Source organism: Mesorhizobium sp. CO1-1-8 (assembly GCF_020164875.1).
Classification (GTDB): Bacteria; Pseudomonadota; Alphaproteobacteria; order Rhizobiales; family Rhizobiaceae; genus Mesorhizobium.
This window is the reverse complement of record NZ_JAIUGZ010000017.1, coordinates 37202-56211: the sequence shown is the minus strand read 5'-3', so window position 1 is coordinate 56211 and position 19010 is coordinate 37202. Positions and strand designations below refer to the sequence as shown.

The following is a 19010-nucleotide window of genomic DNA, read 5'->3' as shown; positions in this document are numbered from 1 at the left end:
ATCATGGTCTGCCGCAACACAATTCGGCGAGGCGGTTGACGTGGCCCGAAAGGCCCGTCAATCATCCCGTGAAGAATGGCATCCCGTGAAGAATGGGCATCCCCGAAAATCGCGGGTTCGAACCAACAAGATCCGAAAGCAGGGAAGAAACGATGGAAAATGCCGAAATCGGCCTGATCGGCCTTGGCACGATGGGCTCCAACCTGGCCCTCAACATCGCCGAGCACGGGCACCGCATCGCTGTCTTCAACCGCACCAGGGCGCGCACCGACGCTTTCGTCGAGAATGCCGGCGCGCTCAGGGACATGGTCGTGCCCTGCTACAGCCTGGAAGAGCTTGCCGCCGCGATCAGGCCGCCGCGCCCGATCATCATCATGGTGCTGGCCGGCAAGCCGGTCGACGAACAGATCGCGGCTCTGCGTGGCGTGCTGTCGGCCAACGACATCGTCATCGACGCCGGCAACGCCAATTTCCGCGACACGATGCGGCGCTTCTCCGAGCTTTCCGGCTCGGGTCTCACCTTCATCGGCATGGGCGTGTCCGGCGGCGAGGAGGGCGCGCGCCACGGGCCGTCGATCATGGTCGGCGGCACGGAGGATTCGTGGAAGCGCGTCGAGAAGGTGCTGACGGCGATCTCCGCCAAGTTCAAGGACGAACCCTGCGCGGCATGGCTCGGCACCGACGGCGCCGGGCATTTCGTCAAGACCATCCATAACGGCATCGAATATGCCGACATGCAGATGATCGCGGAGATCTACGGCATCCTGCGCGACGGCCTGGGCATGGACCCGAAAGAGATCGGCACGGTGTTTGCCAACTGGAACAAGGGCCGGCTCAACTCCTACCTGATCGAGATCACCGCCAAGGTGCTGGCATCAGACGATCCGAAGACCGGCAAACCGGTGGTCGACATCATCCTCGACCGCGCCGGCCAGAAAGGCACCGGCAAATGGTCTGTCATCGAGGCGCAGCAGCTCGGCATTCCGGCGACGGCGATCGAGGCGGCAGTGGCGGCACGCGTTCTGTCTTCGATCAAGGACGAGCGGCTCGCGGCGGAAAAGGCCTATGGCAACGCCGGCGTGACAAAAATTTCCGGCGACAAGGACGCCTTGCTCAAAGATCTGGAGCTGGCGCTGTTCGCCGGCAAGATCGCCGCCTACGCCCAGGGTTTCGCGGTGATGAGCGGCGCCTCCAAGGAATTCAACTGGAACCTGCCGATGCCGACCATCGCCAGGATCTGGCGCGCAGGCTGCATCATCCGCTCGCAGATGCTCGACACCATGGCGGAAGCCTTCAGCAAGGGCGGCGCCTCGACCAACCTTCTAATGGCTCCGGCCTTCATCTCGCTGATGCAGGAAGCGCATCCGTCGCTGCGCCGCATCGTGGCGAGGGCTTCGGAGGCCGGCTCGCCGGTTCCGGCGCTATCTTCCGCACTTGCCTATTTCGACAGCTACCGCCAGGGCCGCGGCACCTCGAACCTGATCCAGGCGCAGCGCGACTTCTTCGGTGCGCACGGCTTCGAGCGTATCGACGACAAAGGCGCGTTCCATGGGCCGTGGGGAAGCGGTGCGGCTGGCTAGCAAGCCAGCGCTTTTCCCGGGAAAACCGTTTCACACTTTTCCTGGAATTGCTCTAAACGGAAACCGGCGGGCTGAACGCCTGAACCTCGCTGGTGGCGACCAGGCGCTGCAACGAGCCGGGTGCGGCACCGCCGATCCAGCCAAGCACGGAACGGGCGAGATCGGAGCCGGCCAGACGGAAGTTCTCGTTGACGACGAGCAATTCCGGCCGGAACAAGTGCAACAGGTCCGACGACTGCTTGGACACGACATCGACGTCGCGGCCAAGCTTGAGGCCGGCATCCTCGATGCCGGCGACGATAGCCAGTGTCGCGGCGGCAGCGCTGCTGACGAAGCCGTCCGGCCTGTTCTCGCGGCGCATCACCTGCGCCGTCCTGGTCCTGATCTGCTCGATCGTGTGATCGATGGAAACGGTGTTGAACGGAATCTCGCTGGCTCCGACCTCGCTCAGCGCATCTGCAAAGCCGTTCAGCGTGTGGCCATAATAGGTCAGCCCGGGCGGCGGCGACAGAAGCGCCAGTTTGTGCCTGCCCATGCTCGCCAGGCGGCGCACGGCTTCCATTGCGAAAACATGGTTGTCGAAGTCATGGTAGGGATGGACGAGCCCCATGTCGGTGCGGCCGTGCGTGGCAAAGGGCATGCCGTGCTCGAGCATGTAGCGGGCCCGCGGATCGTTCGGTTGGGTGCGTGAGATGATGACGCCGTCGGCCGAGCCGGTCTCGACGAGATAGCGGATCGGCTCCATCGGATCCTGCGAGCGGGAATAGGGCGTGACGATCAGGTGATAGGGCGTTTCGGCGAGCACTTCCGAAACGCCGTAGATGATGTCCGAGACGAAGCTCATGATCTCGCGGTCGGTGTTGAGCACGAGGCTGATGACATTGGTCCTGCCGGTGCGCAGACGCACGCCGGCGCGGTTCGGCCGGTAGCCGATCTGCTTGGCGACGAGTTGGACGCGGCGCCTGGTTTCGGCGCCGATTTCCGGGGCATCCTTCAAGGCGCGTGACACGGTGGTGACGCCGAGCCCGGTCATGAAGGCAAGCGTCTTCAACGTCGGCCGTCCCTGTGCCGAGGTCTCCCCGTTCTTGTCCGTACGCTGTCTGTCCATTCGTCCCGCCCGTCAGGCGCATAGCAGCCGCAGGCCATGTCAGCAATCGCCGCCATGGCGATACGATATGCGTTCCAGCCCCGGTAAAGTCTCAATATACTGAAACGTTACAGATTGCCATATCGGGTTACATGTCCTCGTTGCGAAACGCATTGGGATTCCAGGAAAATCGCCCCTGCCGCCGCTTTTTGCCCGGATCGGTCGACATTTCGATGTTTGCACCGCAGCGAGCCATGTTGCAGTGCATAAAAGGTGCGATCACTCAGGTGAATTTGTTCGCGGCCCGAAAAAATATCGAAGGCATTTCGTTGATGGGTTGCGCAGCCCACGCAATTGCCGTATCGAAAATCTGTAACGTTTCAGATTCTGGGAGGAGCCGAAATGCGATACAAACTTTTGACCGCTGCGCTGGCAGCGACGGCCGCGTTGCAGTTTGCCGGCCAGGCGGCCGCGACGGACTTGGAAGTCACTCATTGGTGGACGTCGGGCGGCGAGGCGGCGGCGGTTGCGGAACTTGCCAAGGCATTCGATGCGACCGGCAACCACTGGGTGGACGGCGCCATTGCCGGTTCCGGCGGCACGGCGCGGCCAATCATGATCAGCCGCATCACCGGTGGCGATCCGATGGGCGCCACGCAGTTCAACCATGGCCGGCAGGCGGAGGAACTGGTGCAGGCCGGCCTGATGCGCGACCTCACCGACGTCGCCACCAAGGGCAAGTGGACGGAAGTCGTCCGACCGAAGAGCCTGCTCGACGGCTGCACCATCGACGGCAAGATCTATTGCGTGCCCGTCAACATCCATTCCTGGCAGTGGCTGTGGCTGTCCAACGAAGCCTTCGCGAAGGCCGGCGTGCCGTTGCCGAAGGACTGGAATGAATTCGTGGCGGCAGCGCCGGCACTGGAAAAGGCCGGCATCATCCCGCTCGCAGTCGGCGGACAGGCCTGGCAATCCTCCGGTGCGTTCGACGTGCTGCTTGCGGCTGTGGGCGGCACGGACACGTTCCTCAAGGTCTACAAGGACAAGGATGCCAAGTTCGCCGCCGGGCCCGAAGTCGCCAAGGTCTTCAAGGCCGCGGACGATGCCCGCAAGATGGCGAAGAACACCAATGTGCAGGACTGGAACCAGGCGACCAACCTGGTCATCACCGGCAAGGCCGGCGGCCAGATCATGGGCGACTGGGCACAGGGCGAGTTCCAGGTTGCCGGCAAGACCGCCGGCAAGGATTATACCTGCCTTCCGGGCCTTGGGCTGAACGAGGTCATAGCCACGGGCGGCGACGCCTTCTATTTCCCGCTGCTCAAGGATGCCGACAAGAGCAAGGCGCAGGAGGTGCTGGCCGAGACGCTGCTCGATCCCAAGACGCAGGTTGCCTTCAATCTGAAGAAGGGTTCCCTGCCCGTGCGCGGCGACGTCGATCTCAATGCGGCGAACGACTGCATGAAGAAGGGCCTCGCCATCCTCGCCAAGGGTGCCGTCATACCGTGGACGGATCAGCTGCTTTCGCAGGACACCCAGAAGCAGAAGGAAGACCTTTTCGCCGAATTCTTCGCCAAGCCGGAACTGACCGTCGAAGACGCGCAGAAGCGCTTCGCCGACCTCATCGCTTCGGCGGACTGACCCTGGAGGCAGCCCACCTCGCTCCCGGCCTTGCGAACGCAGGGCCGGGAATGCACCGCCCTTACCCAGCCGGCTGACGAGATGAGCAAGAGCGAACGCCCCAACCTTCTGTTCCGCAACCTCAATGCGAAGGTCGCCTCGATCCCGATGATCCTCACCGCCATGGTGGTTTTCGTCGGCGGCACCGTTTGGACGGTGCTCTATTCCTTCACCAATTCGAAGCTCCTGCCGCGGCTGAATTTTGTCGGGCTCGACCAGTATTACCGCCTGTGGGCGGCGCCACGCTGGCTGATCTCGATCGAGAACCTGTTGATCTACGGCGCGATCTCGCTGGTGTTCTCGCTGGTCATCGGCTTTCTGCTTGCCGCGCTGCTCGATCAGAAGATCCGCTTCGAGGACACGTTCCGCACCATCTTCCTCTATCCTTTCGCGCTCTCCTTCATCGTCACCGGCCTGGTCTGGCAGTGGCTGCTCAATCCGGATTTCGGCATCCAGCATGTGGTACGGGACTTAGGCTGGACGAGTTTCAGCTTCGACCCGCTCTACAATTCCAGCATCGTCATCTACGGCATATCGATCGCGGCGCTGTGGCAAGGCACAGGGCTCATCATGTGCCTGATGCTGGCCGGTCTTCGCGGCATCGACGAGGACATCTGGAAGGCGGCGCGGGTGGATGGGATCCCGATGTGGAAGACCTATCTGTTCATCGTCATCCCGATGATGCGGCCGGTCTTCATCACCACGCTCGTCATCATCGCTTCCGGCATCGTCAAGGTCTATGACCTCGTCGTGGCCCAGACCAGCGGCGGCCCGGGCATCGCCTCCGAAGTGCCGGCCAAATACGTTTACGACTATATGTTCTTCGCCCAGAACCTCGGCCAGGGTTTTGCAGCCTCGACCATGATGCTGCTCTCGGTGGTGATCGTCATCGTGCCTTGGGCCTATCTCGAGTTCGGGCGGCGCAAATGAGCATGGCAGACATCACCGCTCAAACAAGCACTGCCGCCGCCGCGCGCCCGGGCATCATCGGTCCCTACGGCCCGAAGCCGCGCCGCATGATTTCGCGCCGCAACATCTTCCTCTACGGCACATTGTTCGTCATGGCGGTCTACTACCTCTTGCCGCTCTATGTCATGATCGTCACCTCGCTCAAGGGCATGCCGGAGATCAGGCTCGGCAACATTTTCTCACCGCCGCTCGAGATCACCTTCGAGCCGTGGGTCAAGGCGTGGTCGACGGCCTGCACCGGCCTAAACTGCGACGGGCTCTCGCGCGGCTTCTGGAATTCGGTGCGCATCACCGTGCCGTCGGTGCTGCTGTCGATCGCCATCGCCTCGGTGAACGGCTACGCGCTGGCCAATTGGCGCTTCAAGGGCGCCGATACGTTCTTCATCATCCTGATCGTCGGCGCCTTCATTCCCTACCAGGTGATGATCTATCCGATCGTCATCATCCTGCGCGAAATCGGCCTCTATGGCAGCCTCAGCGGGCTGGTGATCGTCCATTCCATTTTCGGCATGCCGATCCTGACGCTGCTGTTCCGCAATTATTTCGCCTCGATGCCGGAAGAGCTGTTCCGGGCGGCACGCGTCGACGGCGCCGGCTTCTGGGGCATCTTCCTGCGTATCATGCTGCCGATGTCGCTGCCGATCTTCGTCGTCGCCATCATCCTGCAGGTGACCGGCATCTGGAACGACTTCCTGTTCGGCGTCGTCTACACCCGCCCCGACACCTATCCGATGACGGTGCAGCTCAACAACATCGTCAATTCGGTGCAAGGCGTGAAGGAGTACAACGTCAATATGGCAGCCACCATCCTGACCGGGCTTGTGCCGCTCATCGTCTACTTCATTTCAGGCAAGCTTTTCGTGCGCGGCATCGCCGCCGGCGCGGTGAAGGGGTGATGGCGATGACGGCAGCCAGCGATACCAGCGTTTCAATCCAGGACCTGTCGCTGAATTTCGGCGCGGTGACGGTCCTGGAGACGCTCAATCTCGATGTTGCCGATGGCGAGTTCATCGTGCTGCTCGGGCCGTCCGGCTGCGGCAAGTCGACCTTGCTCAACTGCATTGCCGGCCTGCTCGACGTCTCCGAGGGCCGCATCTTCATCAAGGGCAAGAACGTCACCTGGGAAGAGCCCAAGGACCGCGGCATCGGCATGGTGTTCCAGTCCTATGCGCTCTATCCGCAAATGACGGTGGAGAAGAACCTGTCCTTCGGGCTGCGTGTCGCCGGCACGCCAAAAGAAGAGATCGCCAAGCGGATCGCGCGGGCGGCTGAAATCCTGCAGATCGAGCCGCTGCTGCAGCGTAAGCCGGCCGCACTTTCCGGCGGCCAGCGCCAGCGCGTGGCGATCGGACGGGCGCTGGTGCGCGATGTCGATGTGTTCCTGTTCGATGAGCCGCTGTCCAATCTCGATGCCAAGCTGCGCGCCGAACTGCGCGTCGAGATCAAGCTGCTGCATCGCAAGCTGCAGAACACCATGATCTACGTCACCCACGACCAGATCGAGGCGATGACGCTGGCCGACCGCATCGCGGTGATGAAGGGCGGCGTCATCCAGCAGCTCGATGCGCCGCAGACCATCTACAACCGTCCGGTCAACCGTTTCGTCGCCGGCTTCCTCGGCTCGCCCGCAATGAACTTCGTCGATGGCGAGCTGCAGGACGGCGCCGGCCCGGTGTTCAAGACCGATGGTGTTGCGGTGCCGCTCGACCGCTATGGTTTCGAGGGCGGCGATCGCCCCACCGGCGCTTGCGTACTGGGCATCCGGCCAGAACATATTGCCTTCGGCGAAGCGGCGAGATCGATGCCCTTTGCCGCTGACGGGGCTGTCGAGATTGTCGAGCCGATGGGCTCGGACACGCTGGTGTGGACGAAACTTGGCGGCCACAATCTTTCCTTCCGCGTCGAGGCGGAAAGGACACTTCGCAACGGCGACCCGATCCGGATCGGCTTCGATCCGGCGCGCGCTTCGCTGTTCGATGCCGCCACCGGCAACCGCTTATAACTCCCAAGCCCAAAGAAACGGACAGAGACGATGAACTGGTCATTCCAACTCTACAGCGCCCGCAATTTCCTGCCCTGGGAAGGCGTGCTCGCCACGCTCGGCAAGCTCGGCTACACGCAAGTCGAAGGTTTTGGCGGCGTCTATGATGATCCCAAGGCTTTCCGTGCCGAGCTCGACAAGAACGGGCTTGCCATGCCGACTGGGCATTTCTCGATCGACGCTCTCGAGAACGATTTTGACGGCGTGCGCAGAACCGCCGACGCACTCGGTATCACGCTGCTCATCTGCCCTTTCCTGATGCCCGATCAGCGACCGTCCGACGTGGCCGGCTGGCGCGGCTTCGGCGAACGCCTGGCCAAGGTGGGCGACGTCGCGAAAAAGGCCGGCTACGGCTTTGCCTGGCACAACCATGATTTCGAGTTCAAGAAACTTGCCGACGGATCGGTGCCGCAGGAGCACATCCTGTCATCCGCGCCCGATGTCAGCTGGGAGATGGACGTTGCCTGGGTGGTGCGCGGCGGCGATGATCCGTTGCCGTGGATCGAGAAACACGGCAAGCGCATCAGCGCCGTCCACGTCAAGGACATGGCCAAGCCCGGCGAGGGGCTGGATGAGGATGGCTGGTCGGATGTCGGCCATGGCACCATCGACTGGGCCGGCTTGATCAAGGTGTTGCGTGCCAAGAGTGCTGCCCAATACTACGTCATGGAACAGGACAACCCCAACGACATCGAGCGTTTCGCCCGCCGCTCCATCGCAGCCGCCAAAACCTATTAGGAGCAATCAGCATGGCAAAGAAACTTGGCATCGGCGTCATCGGCTGCGGCAACATCTCGAAAGCGTATTTTTCTCTGGCGCCGCTGTTTCGCGGCATTGAGATGCGTGCCTGCGCCGACATCAACATGGAGGCGGCCAAGGCGCGGGCGAAGGAGTTCAAGCTGCGCGCCGAGACCGTCGAAGACCTGCTCAAGGCCGACGACATCGACATCATCGTCAACCTGACCATCCCGGCGGTACATTATTTGGTGTCGAAGCAGATCCTCGATGCCGGCAAGCACGTCTATTCGGAAAAGCCGTTCGTGCTGTCGGTCAAGGAAGGGCTCGACCTTAAGAAGCGGGCGGAGAAAAAGGGTCTGCGGATCGGCTCGGCGCCAGACACTTTCCTCGGCGGCGCGCATCAACTGGTGCGCAACCTGATCGACGAGGGAAAACTGGGCAAGATCACCAGCGGCACCTGCCATGTCATGGGCCACGGCATGGAGCATTGGCATCCCAATCCGGATTTCTTCTTCCAGCCGGGCGCCGGTCCCGTGCTCGATATCGGGCCTTACTACATCACCAATCTGATCCAGCTGATCGGACCGGTGAAACAGGTCGCGGCCTTCGCGACGACGCCGGCCAAGGAGCGGACGATCAGTTCAAAGCCGCGCGCGGGTGAAAAGATACCGGTCAACACGCCGACGACCATCCATGGCCTGCTGGAGTTCGAGAACGGTGCCGTGGTGACGCTCAACACCAGCTGGGACGTCTGGGCCCACGGCCACGCGCCGATGGAGCTCTATGGCGAGGCAGGCACGGTGTTTGTGCCGGATCCGAATTTCTTCGGCGGTGATGTGCGCTTCACGCAAGACAGCAAGCCGGTCAAGAACCTGCCGAAATGGAAGCATCCGTTCGGCGTGCCCAACGAGATGCATTCGCAAGGCATGATGGCCAACTACCGCACATCGGGCCTCGCCGACATGGCGGTGGCGATCGCGGAAGGCCGGCCGCACCGCTGTTCGATGGAGCTGGCGCTGCACGCCGTCGACGTGATGACCGGCCTGCTGCGCTCCGGTGAAACCGGCAAGTTCGTCGCCATGCAGACCACCTGCGAACGGCCGGCAGCACTTGGCGTCAAGGAAGCCAAGGAGCTTTTGGCGAAGAAGAAATAGGCAGCACACCTCAACCCTCTCCCCGTTCCGACGGAGAGAGGGTAAAGGTGACGGGCAGAGCCAACTCGCCGCGTTGTCGCGATGCAGCCGACCGGCTCGTTTCCATTTGAGGATTTTTCCGATGCCCTACACGCCTGCCGAAAACCGCTATGAAAAGATGATCTACAACCGCTGTGGCCGCTCCGGCCTGAAGCTGCCGGCAATCTCGCTGGGGTTGTGGCATAATTTCGGCAACGACACGCCGCACAAGACCAAGCAGGCGATCGCGCGCAAGGCCTTCGATCTCGGCATCACGCATTTCGACCTTGCCAACAATTACGGTCCGCCGCCCGGTTCTGCCGAAACCGCCTTCGGCGAAATCCTGCGCACCGACTTCGCCGCCTATCGCGACGAGCTGATCATCTCGACCAAGGCCGGCTACGAGATGTGGGCCGGTCCCTACGGCGAATGGGGTGGGCGCAAATACATTTTGGCCAGCCTCGACCAGAGCCTCAAGCGGACGGGGCTCGACTATGTCGATATCTTCTATTCGCACCGTTTCGATCCCGACACGCCGCTGGAAGAAACGATGGGTGCGCTCGACCATGCCGTGCGCTCGGGCAAGGCGCTCTATGCCGGCATCTCGTCCTACAATTCGCAGCGCACGCGCGAGGCCGCCGATATCTTGAAGCATCTTGGCACGCCTTGCGTCATCCATCAGCCGAGCTATTCGATGCTGAACCGCTGGGTGGAGGAAGACGGCTTGCTCGACACTCTCGAAGGGCTCGGCGTCGGTTCCATCGTGTTCTCGCCGCTGGCGCAAGGCATGCTGACCAACAAGTATCTCGGCGGCATTCCGGACGGCAGCCGCGCCTCCCAGGGCAAGTCGCTGAAGACAGCCTTCATCAACGACAAGACCATCGCCAACATCAAGGCGCTCGACGCCATCGCCAGCAAGCGCGGACAGACGCTGGCGCAGATGGCGCTGGCCTGGGTGCTGCGCAAGGGCAGGGTGACCTCGGCACTTATCGGCGCCAGCCGGCCGGAGCAGGTCGAGGACTGCGTCGGCGCGCTCAAGGTGCTCGACTTCAGCGATGCCGAACTCGCTGAGATCGACACCTATGCGCGGGAGTCCGACATCAATCTGTGGGCGGCTTCCGCCGAGCGCAAAGGTCCGCCGCGAAAATAGACTCGAGCCGGCAAATAAGGGCGGCGGGCACTCCCGCCGTCTTTCATAGGAAGCCAAATGGCCGCGGTTCAGGGCGTTTTCGGTTTCTGCGCCGTGCCCAGTCCCGCCTTTGGTTTGGCAGGCGCCGGAGCAGAGTTCATCTTCGTCTCGATCCAGCCGGTGTAGTTGGCCAGCCGCGTGTAGATGCCGTAGGCGTCCTTGTGGCCGCAGGCCGCACTGCCGTCAGCCGGGCCTTCGCCCCAGCTGACGACGCCGATTTGGACCGGCCCGCCGGTGCCGGTCATGAACAGCGGTCCGCCGCTGTCGCCATTGCAGGCATCGCGCACGCCGCTGGTGGTGCCGGCGCAGATCAGTTGCCGGTCAGCGGGTCGGTCATGTCGGCGGCAATCGCATTGGCGGCCGCGTCGATGCCTTTTTCCGAATAGCGCATACGGTGTGACAGATCGCCGAGCGCGACCTTCAGATCATGCGCATAGATGGCCTTGATGCCGCTGTTGCAGGCGGTGTTTGGCTGCAGATCGAGGTCGGCAACCATCAGCGTGGTCGGGAAGGTGCCATCCTGCATCTTGCCCCAGCCGCCGAGGATCCGGACCTCGGCGAAGGCGAAGCCGGCCGCCAGGTTTTCGGCACCGACGATCGCGAGCAGGTCAAGAACACCAAGACCTATCCGTTTTCGGCAATCGGCTATCTCGAAGCCAAATCACCGAAGACGGGCAGCTTTGGCAGTTGCTCGGCAACGCTGATCGGCCCGCGCACGGTGCTCACCGCCGCGCACTGCCTCTACAGCCATGAGGACAAGGATTGGCTCTCCGACTATTTGTTCGTGCCAGGCCTTAACGGCAGCACAGCCGACGACGCACCGTTCGGCGCTTTCGGCTTTGAAAGCGCCTATGTGCTGCAAGGCTTCATCGACAATTATCAGGGTTATTATGGTTCGGTTCTGCTATGGGATCTCGGCATCGTCACGCTGAAGCAGGACGTCGGCACCAATCTCGGCTGGCTGGGCTATGCGAACTATGAGGATCTCGGCGACTTCACCGCCAATCTCGTTGGCTATCCCGGCGACAAGCCGATGGGCACGATGTGGAAGGCAAACTGCGAAGTGCACGCCGAAAACATCGCCCCGGAATATTTTCAGTATGACTGCGATACGTTCCCGGGGTCGAGCGGCAGCTCGGTCTATGCCTACGACAACAAGGCCAAACAGCGCATCATCACCGGTGTCAACGTGGCGGAAAGCCCCGACGCGAACACCGCCGTGCGCCTGAACGCTGCCAACGTCCAATGGATCAACAGCCTGTATAAGTAATCACTGCGCATTGGCGGTGGAGACAAAGGCGGCGGCGCAATCCCGCCGCCTTTTTTCTGGCGGACGCATTCGTTGCGACCCTTGCACGCGGCCAGCGGCAGGCGCGCATGAGGCGGAGGCTGGACTTTCGCGTCGCTATTTGGCTTCGGCAGCGCGCGGCCCATTGCGCACATAGGCCTCGATTGCCGAAGCGAAAGTGGGAGAACCGGCCTTGCGCTGCTTTTCTATGTAGCCGGCAAAATAGCTCCAGAAAGAGACGGCATACTCGCGGAAATAAGCGTCGGTCACCTTGCGCGAACACAAATCGCCGTCGACACAGAAGGACAGACGGTTGAGGAAATAGACGATGCGGTCGAAATTCTCGCTGAAATCGGCGAGCGGCATGTCACCACCGGAGGCAGTCATCGCCTCGATGCCGATCCGTTGCCGGAACACCTGCTCCTCGGTCGGCGAGGGGGTGGCGCTGAGCAGATTGTCATATTTGGCGTTGAGGCCCGTCAGACGATCCTTCAGGGCGCGCTGCGCCTGCTGGTAGTCCTTGTTTTCCCAGAGCTCGACCAGCGACATGGTCTGCTCGACGCGCTTCTGCTCCTGGTTGGCCAGGAACTGATAGACCGAGAACATCAAGGTGAAGATGATGGCGAGACGCACTGCCATGCCCGACCAGGCATAGACCAGCATGCGCCAGTCGCGGTCGGTGAAGGGATTGCTCTCCTTCTTGATCTCGTGGCTGCTCGGCCACGGAAAGCCTTCGGTGGTTTCCGGCAGCTCCGGTTTGCCGGCCGGCGCCTTTGCGGGTGCGGCGGCTGCTGTCTGCCTGGTGTTGCCCGCCGGTTTCTTCATCCGCAGGTGTCCAGTTCAATGGTGGCGGAGGGATCAAGCACGATGCCTGGCGTCTCCAGCTTCTTTTTCAGGCATGGCAACTGCAGGCGCGAAATCATGAACTGTACGTCGGGCTCCGCCGCCCCCTTGTTCGGTGACGGCAAGGCTTCGACGACGCCGCGCGAGGCGCAGTTGCTGAGATCGACGACAACGGCGCCGCTGCTGCTTTTGGCGATCTTGTCGTATTGATCGAGAAAACACGTCGCCAGTTCCGAGTTGGTGACGATCTGCTTGACGCACAGGCCGCAGGCATCGTCCGCCGAAGCGTTGGCGATCAGCAACAGGCCGCCGGCAAGGCCGGCCACCGTTCCACGCCAGGAAAACATAGAATTCTTCACAATCGATCCTATCCGTTTCATCCGGCCGTCATGCGTCAAGGCCGCGGCCGGGAATGTTCTCATATCGCGCCGATCGCGCAAGGGCCGGCACAACAGAGCCATGACGGCCTTGGGCGCCGGCATCCGCTCAGGCGCGTGGCACCGTTTCCATCGGGAAGATCATCACCGCGCCTTTCGGCCCGTTCTTGTCGGCAAGCCGCATCACCGAGCGGGTTGCCGGCGCCATACCGAGATCGGTCAGCATGTCGGAGAAGCCGGCGGAGCCCGTTCCGCGTGTCGCCGAGGCGACGCCGTCCTGCGCCAGGAAGCCCAGATCCTCCTTCTCGCTCTCCGGCGGCGCCTCGGTCAAAACCGCGATCATCCGTTCCATGCCGAAGCTGGTGTCGGTGAAGGCCAGCAGCCCCTCCTCGAGCGTGGCCTGCGGGGCGAGGCGTTCGGCAACGATATGGGTGATCGAATAGTCGCTGCCGACATAGAGCACATTGATATCGACCAGAAGGTCCGAGCTGTTCTTGGCCAGCACATGGACTTCGTCGCCCGGTGAGACGCGCGGCACGACCGAAGCCTGCAGCGGTTCGAGGCCGTCCTTGTCGCGACGTTTGACCTGGAACTGGACGTCGACGTCCTCGGGCTTGTAGTCGGAGGGCCGCCGCCAGCCGCGAAAGCCCGGTGGCGCGGAAGATGGTGCGCAGGTTCCTGGCCGTTGCATCGATCAGCTTGTGGCGGTCATCCAAGTGTACGATGATCAGCGGTGGCTTGCTGCCGTCCTTCAAGGTCACGTCGCCCGACGCCGGCAGGAACCACAGCGCCGGCTTGTCGGTCGCATCCTTGGCGGCGCCGGGAACAGCATTCTCGCGCATCACCGCAAAGCGGAGTTCGGCACTTTTGCCGGGCTCGACCAGCTCGATGTTGAAGCCGGTCTCCTTGGCTGTGGCCAGTTCGTCGAGAACCGAATTGACCAGAGCGGTTTCCTTCTCAAGTTCCTTGGCCGCAGCCGGGCGCGCCACGATGAGCTTGTAGTCGACGGCGATCTCCGCCACCCGCGCATAGGCATTGGCGGGAATATCGGCGACCTTGAGCGCCGGCTTCTTGTCGAACTCGACCGGCTTGACGCGGCTTTCCAGATTCTTGGCGGATTGCACTTCCAAAAAGCCGACGGCGTCGGAAAGCGGCGACAGCGCCGAAGGCAGGATGGCGAGCTTGCTGCCAGGAGTGAGGCGATGCAGCAGCCCGGCGCCGATCGTCGCCTCGCCATCCTTGATGACGACGGGCCACTGCATGACCGCGTCGCTCTTGTCGGTGCCGAACACACGGGCGTCCAGTTCGCCCTCGAACAGCGGTGTCGGCCGGGTGCGGCTGTCGGCCGAATATTGCTGCAGCACGGCCTGGCCGAGCTGGCGATAGGTGACGTTGGGGTTTTCGGCCAGTTTCGACAGGATGGTGAAGGTGAACAGGCCGAACCGCGGTGCATCCGCCGTACCCTTGGGCAGCGGCATTTCCGGCGTCGTCTCCACCGTCTGCGCGGCATAGAAGGCGACCAGCTTGCCCTTGGTGATCGGATCGCCACCGGTCGGGGTCAGGGTGAAGGCGGGCTTGCGCATGCCATTGTCGTCGACGCCGCGCGAGCCGGCGGCCGAGGCCACCTCGTCATAGGTCTTGATGGCGGCGGCCCGCTCGGCCTCGTTGCCGCCGACGAGGTCGGCGAACTCGACCTTACGCTCCAGCTCGTCATCGACCTCAACGGCGCGCGTCGCGGTGCCGGAATGGCAGCAGTCGAAGACGACCTAGACGAAGGCGCCATTGTCGCGAATGGCGTCGAGTGCCGCGCCGATTTCGTTGTCGATCAGCGCATTGGGCACGCCGGCACCGCGGTTGATCCATTTTTCGATGTCGACGGGCAGGAAGATCTCGTCGAGCCCGTCGGTCTCGTCGCCCTTGACCATCTGCGGCTGCTGGGCGCCATGCCCGGACAGATGCAGATAGACGAAATCATCGCGCTGAACCTTGGCGGCAAGGTCGGCCAATGCGGCCTTGATGGCCGCATGGGTCGGCAGGCCACTGGCGCCGGGGACATCCTTGGCGCGCAGCGTGACGTTCTCCGGCGCGAAGCGCACCGGGTCGGGCACATTCTTCAGGAGATAGTCGCGGACGAGGGCTGCATCGTTCTTCGGCCCGACCAGCCAGTTCCTCTGCGGCAGGTTGGGATATTCGGTGCAGGCGACCAGCAGCGCATGGTAGGTGCGCGATGCGGCCATGGTCCGGAACGATATCATGCCGGCCATGGTCAACGCGGACGCGCCGACCAGCAGCGTCCGCCGCGTCAATTTGATCATGATTGCTTCCCCAAGCCCGACCGAATTTCCAAGCGCGGCAATCCTCGCCGAAGATATTGTCAGTATTTTGAACGTCATATCGCAGAGCAATCTGCCTGTTGCCCCGCTCCGATCGATGTTCTCGACCGCCTTGCGGGCAGAATGCTGGAAACAGTAGCAAAAATGCCTGTTCGTCGCTATCTGGATGGGACATGGATCGTTTGTGCGCGGCACAAGTGACGCAAGACGGGTTGGAAGCAGGATCATGGCGGCAAGGGATGTGCTGACGAAGAACCAGCTGTGCGTGCTCGAGAAACTCGAGACCGCCAGCGGGCCGCTCAGTGCCTACACCTTGCTCGACCAGCTGCGCGAACGCGGTTTTCGCGCGCCTCTGCAGGTATATCGAGCGCTCGACACGCTGGTGAAGTCAGGTTTCGTGCATCGGCTCGAAAGCATCAACTCCTTCGTCGCCTGCGCCGAGCCGCACGACCACAGCCATTCTATGACTGCCTTCGCCATTTGCGACACATGCGGGCAAGTCACCGAAATGTCCGACCACGATGTCGGCCACCGATTGGACGAATGGGTGCGCTCCACCGGCTTCGCCGCCAAGAAGGCGGTGATCGAGTTTCGCGGGACGTGTGCCAAGTGCCTGGCCGAAGCGGCTTGAGGCCCCCTTCCACCCATCATCCACGGGCGGAGCAAAGAGCGCAGCGGCGCGGCGCAGACCTCTGGAGCTGCTTCGCCCTGGGATGACGACGATCGGCTAGTCTAATGCGCCTCGTCCCAGTTGTTGGCGGCGCGCGCATCGACATGCAGCGGCACCGACATCGATACCGCAGGCATCGCCGCGTTTTCCATGACGTGACGCACGACCGGGATCGTAGCCTCGACTTCCGCCTCGACGGTCTCGAAGATCAATTCATCATGCACCTGCAGCAGCATGCGTGCCGAAAGGCCTGCTTTTTCCAGCGCCTCCTCCATGCGGATCATGGCACGGCGGATGATGTCGGCGGCGGTGCCTTGCAGGCGGGCGTTGATCGAGGCGCGTTCGTTGAAGGCGCGGAGCGAGGGGTTGGACGATCTTATGTCGGGATAGTGGATGCGGCGGCCGAAGATCGTTTCGACAAAGCCATGCTCGCGGGCATAGGCCTTGGTCTCCTCGATATAGTCCCGGATGCCGGGGAAGCGCTCGAAATATTTCTTGATGTAGTTGCCGGCCTCCTCGCGCGGGATCGACAGTTGATTGGCGAGACCGAAGGCCGAGATGCCGTAGATGATGCCGAAATTGATCGCCTTGGCGCGGCGGCGGACTTCCGAAGGCATGCCCTCGACCGGCACGTTGAACATCTCCGACGCGGTGATGGCGTGGATATCGGCCCCGTCGGCGAAAGCCTGCCGCAATTGCGGGATTTCGGCGACATGGGCGAGTACCCGCAGCTCGATCTGGCTGTAGTCGGCCGAGACCAGCCGATGGCTCTTGTCGGTGATGAAGGCGGTCCTGATCTTGCGGCCTTCGGCGGTGCGCACCGGGATGTTCTGCAGGTTCGGATCGGAGGATGACAGGCGTCCCGTCGTCGTCGCCGCCAGCGCATAGGACGTGTGGACGCGTTTGGTGTCGGGGTGGATGAAGCCCGGCAGTGCATCGGTATAGGTCGATTTCAGCTTGGTCAGCTGTCGCCAGTCGACGATCTTGCGCGGCAGTTCGTGGCCTTCGGCGGCGAGATCTTCGAGAAGTTGCGCCGAGGTCGACCACTGGCCGGTCTTGGTCTTCGAACCGCCGGGCAGGCCCATGCGCCCGAACAGGATGTCGCCGAGCTGCTTTGGCGAACCGATGTTGATGCGTTCGCCGATGAGTTGGTAGATTTCCTCTTCGAGGCGAGCGGCACCCTGCGCCAGTTCGCCGGAGAGCCGCGACAGGATCTGCCGGTCGACCGAGATGCCGCGCTGTTCCATGCGCGCCAGCACCGGCACCAGCGGTCTTTCCAGCCGCTCATAGACCGACACCAGGCCCTTGGCGGCAAGCCGCGGTTTCAGCACCAGCCAGAGCCGCAGCGCCATATCGGCGTCTTCGGCGGCATGAGCGGTCGCCTTGTCGATGTCGACCTGATCGAAACCGACGGAGCTTTTGCCGGAGCCGGTGACGTCCTTAAGCAGGAGAGGGGTATGACCCAGCCATTTCTCGGCTAGCGAGTCCAGGCCGTGACCATGGGGAGTGCCGGCATCGAGCACGTAGGAGATCAGCATGGTGTCGTCGAACGGTGCGACATCGATACCGTAGCGGCTCATGATGACAAGATCGTATTTCAGATTCTGCGCCACCTTGAGAACCGATCTGTCTTCGAGCAGCGGTTTCAGCACCGCCAGCGCCTCGCGCAGCGGAATCTGGTTTTCGAGCGCGCCACCACCGAGCAGGTCGCCATTGCCGCTCATGTGGGCAAAGGGAATATAGGCGGCGCGCCCGGGCGCGGTGGCTATGGCCAGGCCGATCAGTTCGGCCTGCATCGGGTCGGCGGATGTCGCCCTGACATCGAAGGCGGCGATGCCAGCCTCTCGCGCCTCGGCCACCCAGGCTTTCAGGGCCGCGATATCGCGAATGCAGTGATAGGCCGAAATGTCGATCTTGCCGGTGGCCGCGCGCTCCAGCCTTAGTGCCGCGAGCAGGGAAGGGGTATCGCCCTGTTTTGACGTCTCCGCCGTCCCGCCGGCTTCGTCCGGTTCAGTGCCGGACGCGTTTCGGGCAATCGGCGGCAACCCGGCCCCAACATCTGGGCCATGGGCATGATCGGCGCGTTCGACGGTGACCGCGACGGCCTGGACATCGCCGGCCTCGGTGCTGGTCGCTTCCGCGACGCGACGGGTCAGCGAGGTGAATTCCATCGTCTTGAGGAAACCGATCAGCTTCGGGCCGTCCGGCGCGTGCAACACGAAGTCGTCCAGCCCCTCGGCCACCGGCACATCGTTCATCAGCGTCACCAGCTGGCGCGAAATGCGCGCCTTGTCGGCGTTAGCGATGATGGATTCGCGCCTCTTGTCCTGCTTGATCTCGCCGGCGCGGGCCAGCAGCGTGTCGAGGTCGCCGAACTGTTCGAGCAGTTGCGCCGCCGTCTTCGGCCCTATGCCGGGCACACCAGGTACATTGTCGACCGAATCGCCGGTCAGCGCCTGCAGATCGACCATCTTTTCCGGCGGCACGCCCCATTTCTCGATCACCTCCGGAATACCGATCTGGCGGTCCTTCATGGGGTCGTACATGGCGACGGTATCGCCGACCAACTGCATTAGGTCCTTGTCGGAGGAGATGATGGTGGTATCGCCGCCGGCTTCGCAGGCCAGCCTGGCATAGGTGGCGATCAGATCGTCAGCCTCGTAGCCTTCGATCTCGATGCAGGGCAGGTTGAATGCCCTGGTCGCCTGGCGGATCAGGCCGAATTGCGGGATCAAATCTTCCGGCGGGGCCGAGCGGTTGGCCTTGTATTCGGGGTAGAGGTCGTTGCGGAAGGTTTTCGACGAATAGTCAAAAATGACGGCGAAATGCGTCGGCACAATGCCTACATCGGTGTTGCGGGCGTCGAGCATCAGCTTCCACAGCATGTTGCAGAAGCCGGAAACGGCGCCCACCGGCAGGCCGTCGGATTTGCGGGTCAGCGGCGGCAGCGCGTGATAGGCACGGAAGATGTAGCCGGAGCCGTCGACAAGGAAGAGATGATCGCCTTTTTTCATGTCGGCAGGGATAGCGCGGCGCGGCGGCT

17 protein-coding genes are annotated in these 19010 nt (G+C 62.6%); 10 read left to right on the top strand and 7 right to left on the bottom strand.

What is annotated here, in order from left to right; genetic code table 11:
• Positions 1-152 precede the first annotated feature (152 nt).
• Positions 153-1580, top strand: coding sequence for an NADP-dependent phosphogluconate dehydrogenase (gene gndA, locus LB558_RS27045; RefSeq protein WP_224700338.1), 1428 nt, complete (start codon positions 153-155; stop codon positions 1578-1580).
• 52 nt (positions 1581-1632) lie between these two features.
• Here gndA and LB558_RS27040 read toward each other — a convergent pair whose 3' ends face one another.
• Entirely contained in the window at positions 1633-2688 is a 1056-nt protein-coding gene (locus LB558_RS27040; protein WP_127261139.1) for a LacI family DNA-binding transcriptional regulator, read from the bottom strand.
• Positions 2689-3069: 381 nt separating this feature from the next.
• On the opposite strand from LB558_RS27040, the gene LB558_RS27035 reads away from it, so the two are divergent.
• The 7 genes from LB558_RS27035 (at position 3070) to mgrA (ending at position 10417) form a co-directional block, all read left to right on the top strand.
• Complete coding sequence (locus LB558_RS27035; RefSeq protein ID WP_224700337.1) at positions 3070-4308, top strand: ABC transporter substrate-binding protein; 1239 nt, start codon at positions 3070-3072, stop codon at positions 4306-4308.
• Between the two features lie 81 nt (positions 4309-4389).
• Positions 4390-5277, top strand: a complete 888-nt coding sequence (locus LB558_RS27030) for a carbohydrate ABC transporter permease (protein ID WP_027037757.1) — start codon at positions 4390-4392, stop codon at positions 5275-5277.
• Between the two features lie 2 nt (positions 5278-5279).
• The gene (locus LB558_RS27025) at positions 5280-6212 is read left to right on the top strand and encodes a carbohydrate ABC transporter permease (RefSeq protein ID WP_224700398.1); all 933 of its coding nucleotides are present in this window, start codon (positions 5280-5282) and stop codon (positions 6210-6212) included.
• Positions 6213-6217: 5 nt separating this feature from the next.
• Positions 6218-7318: an ABC transporter ATP-binding protein gene (locus LB558_RS27020; RefSeq protein WP_224700336.1), complete on the top strand. Its 1101-nt coding sequence runs from the start codon at positions 6218-6220 to the stop codon at positions 7316-7318.
• 30 nt (positions 7319-7348) lie between these two features.
• On the top strand, positions 7349-8095 hold the full coding sequence (locus tag LB558_RS27015) for a sugar phosphate isomerase/epimerase family protein (RefSeq protein WP_224700335.1): 747 nt from the start codon (positions 7349-7351) through the stop codon (positions 8093-8095).
• Positions 8096-8106: 11 nt separating this feature from the next.
• Entirely contained in the window at positions 8107-9249 is a 1143-nt protein-coding gene (locus LB558_RS27010; RefSeq protein ID WP_224700334.1) for a Gfo/Idh/MocA family protein, read from the top strand.
• Positions 9250-9370: 121 nt separating this feature from the next.
• Positions 9371-10417 carry an L-glyceraldehyde 3-phosphate reductase gene (mgrA, locus tag LB558_RS27005; RefSeq protein WP_224700333.1) on the top strand — a complete coding sequence of 349 codons (1047 nt, stop codon included), beginning with the start codon at positions 9371-9373 and terminating at the stop codon, positions 10415-10417.
• A 68-nt stretch (positions 10418-10485) separates the two neighbouring features.
• On the opposite strand, the gene LB558_RS27000 is transcribed toward mgrA, so the two are convergent.
• Complete coding sequence (locus LB558_RS27000) at positions 10486-10767, bottom strand: trypsin-like serine protease (RefSeq protein ID WP_318011676.1); 282 nt, start codon at positions 10765-10767, stop codon at positions 10486-10488.
• Between the two features lie 116 nt (positions 10768-10883).
• Between LB558_RS27000 and LB558_RS26995 the strand changes: the two genes are divergently transcribed.
• Positions 10884-11726: a trypsin-like serine peptidase gene (locus tag LB558_RS26995; RefSeq protein ID WP_224700332.1), complete on the top strand. Its 843-nt coding sequence runs from the start codon at positions 10884-10886 to the stop codon at positions 11724-11726.
• Positions 11727-11861: 135 nt separating this feature from the next.
• On the opposite strand, the gene LB558_RS26990 is transcribed toward LB558_RS26995, so the two are convergent.
• The 4 genes from LB558_RS26990 to LB558_RS26975 all read right to left on the bottom strand — a co-directional run bounded on the left by LB558_RS26990 (position 11862) and on the right by LB558_RS26975 (position 15201).
• Complete coding sequence (locus LB558_RS26990; RefSeq protein WP_224700331.1) at positions 11862-12569, bottom strand: hypothetical protein; 708 nt, start codon at positions 12567-12569, stop codon at positions 11862-11864.
• Entirely contained in the window at positions 12566-12934 is a 369-nt protein-coding gene (locus LB558_RS26985) for a hypothetical protein (RefSeq protein WP_224700330.1), read from the bottom strand. The genes LB558_RS26990 and LB558_RS26985 overlap by 4 nt, the downstream gene beginning before the upstream one ends.
• A gap of 139 nt (positions 12935-13073) precedes the next feature.
• Positions 13074-13655 carry a hypothetical protein gene (locus LB558_RS26980; protein ID WP_224700329.1) on the bottom strand — a complete coding sequence of 194 codons (582 nt, stop codon included), beginning with the start codon at positions 13653-13655 and terminating at the stop codon, positions 13074-13076.
• Between the two features lie 1075 nt (positions 13656-14730).
• Entirely contained in the window at positions 14731-15201 is a 471-nt protein-coding gene (locus tag LB558_RS26975) for a caspase family protein (protein ID WP_224700396.1), read from the bottom strand.
• Positions 15202-15523: 322 nt separating this feature from the next.
• On the opposite strand from LB558_RS26975, the gene LB558_RS26970 reads away from it, so the two are divergent.
• Positions 15524-15928: a Fur family transcriptional regulator gene (locus tag LB558_RS26970; protein ID WP_027037743.1), complete on the top strand. Its 405-nt coding sequence runs from the start codon at positions 15524-15526 to the stop codon at positions 15926-15928.
• Positions 15929-16029: 101 nt separating this feature from the next.
• Here the strand turns inward: LB558_RS26970 and polA are convergent, their stop codons facing one another.
• Entirely contained in the window at positions 16030-18981 is a 2952-nt protein-coding gene (polA, locus tag LB558_RS26965) for a DNA polymerase I (RefSeq protein WP_224700395.1), read from the bottom strand.
• Positions 18982-19010: the final 29 nt, after the last annotated feature.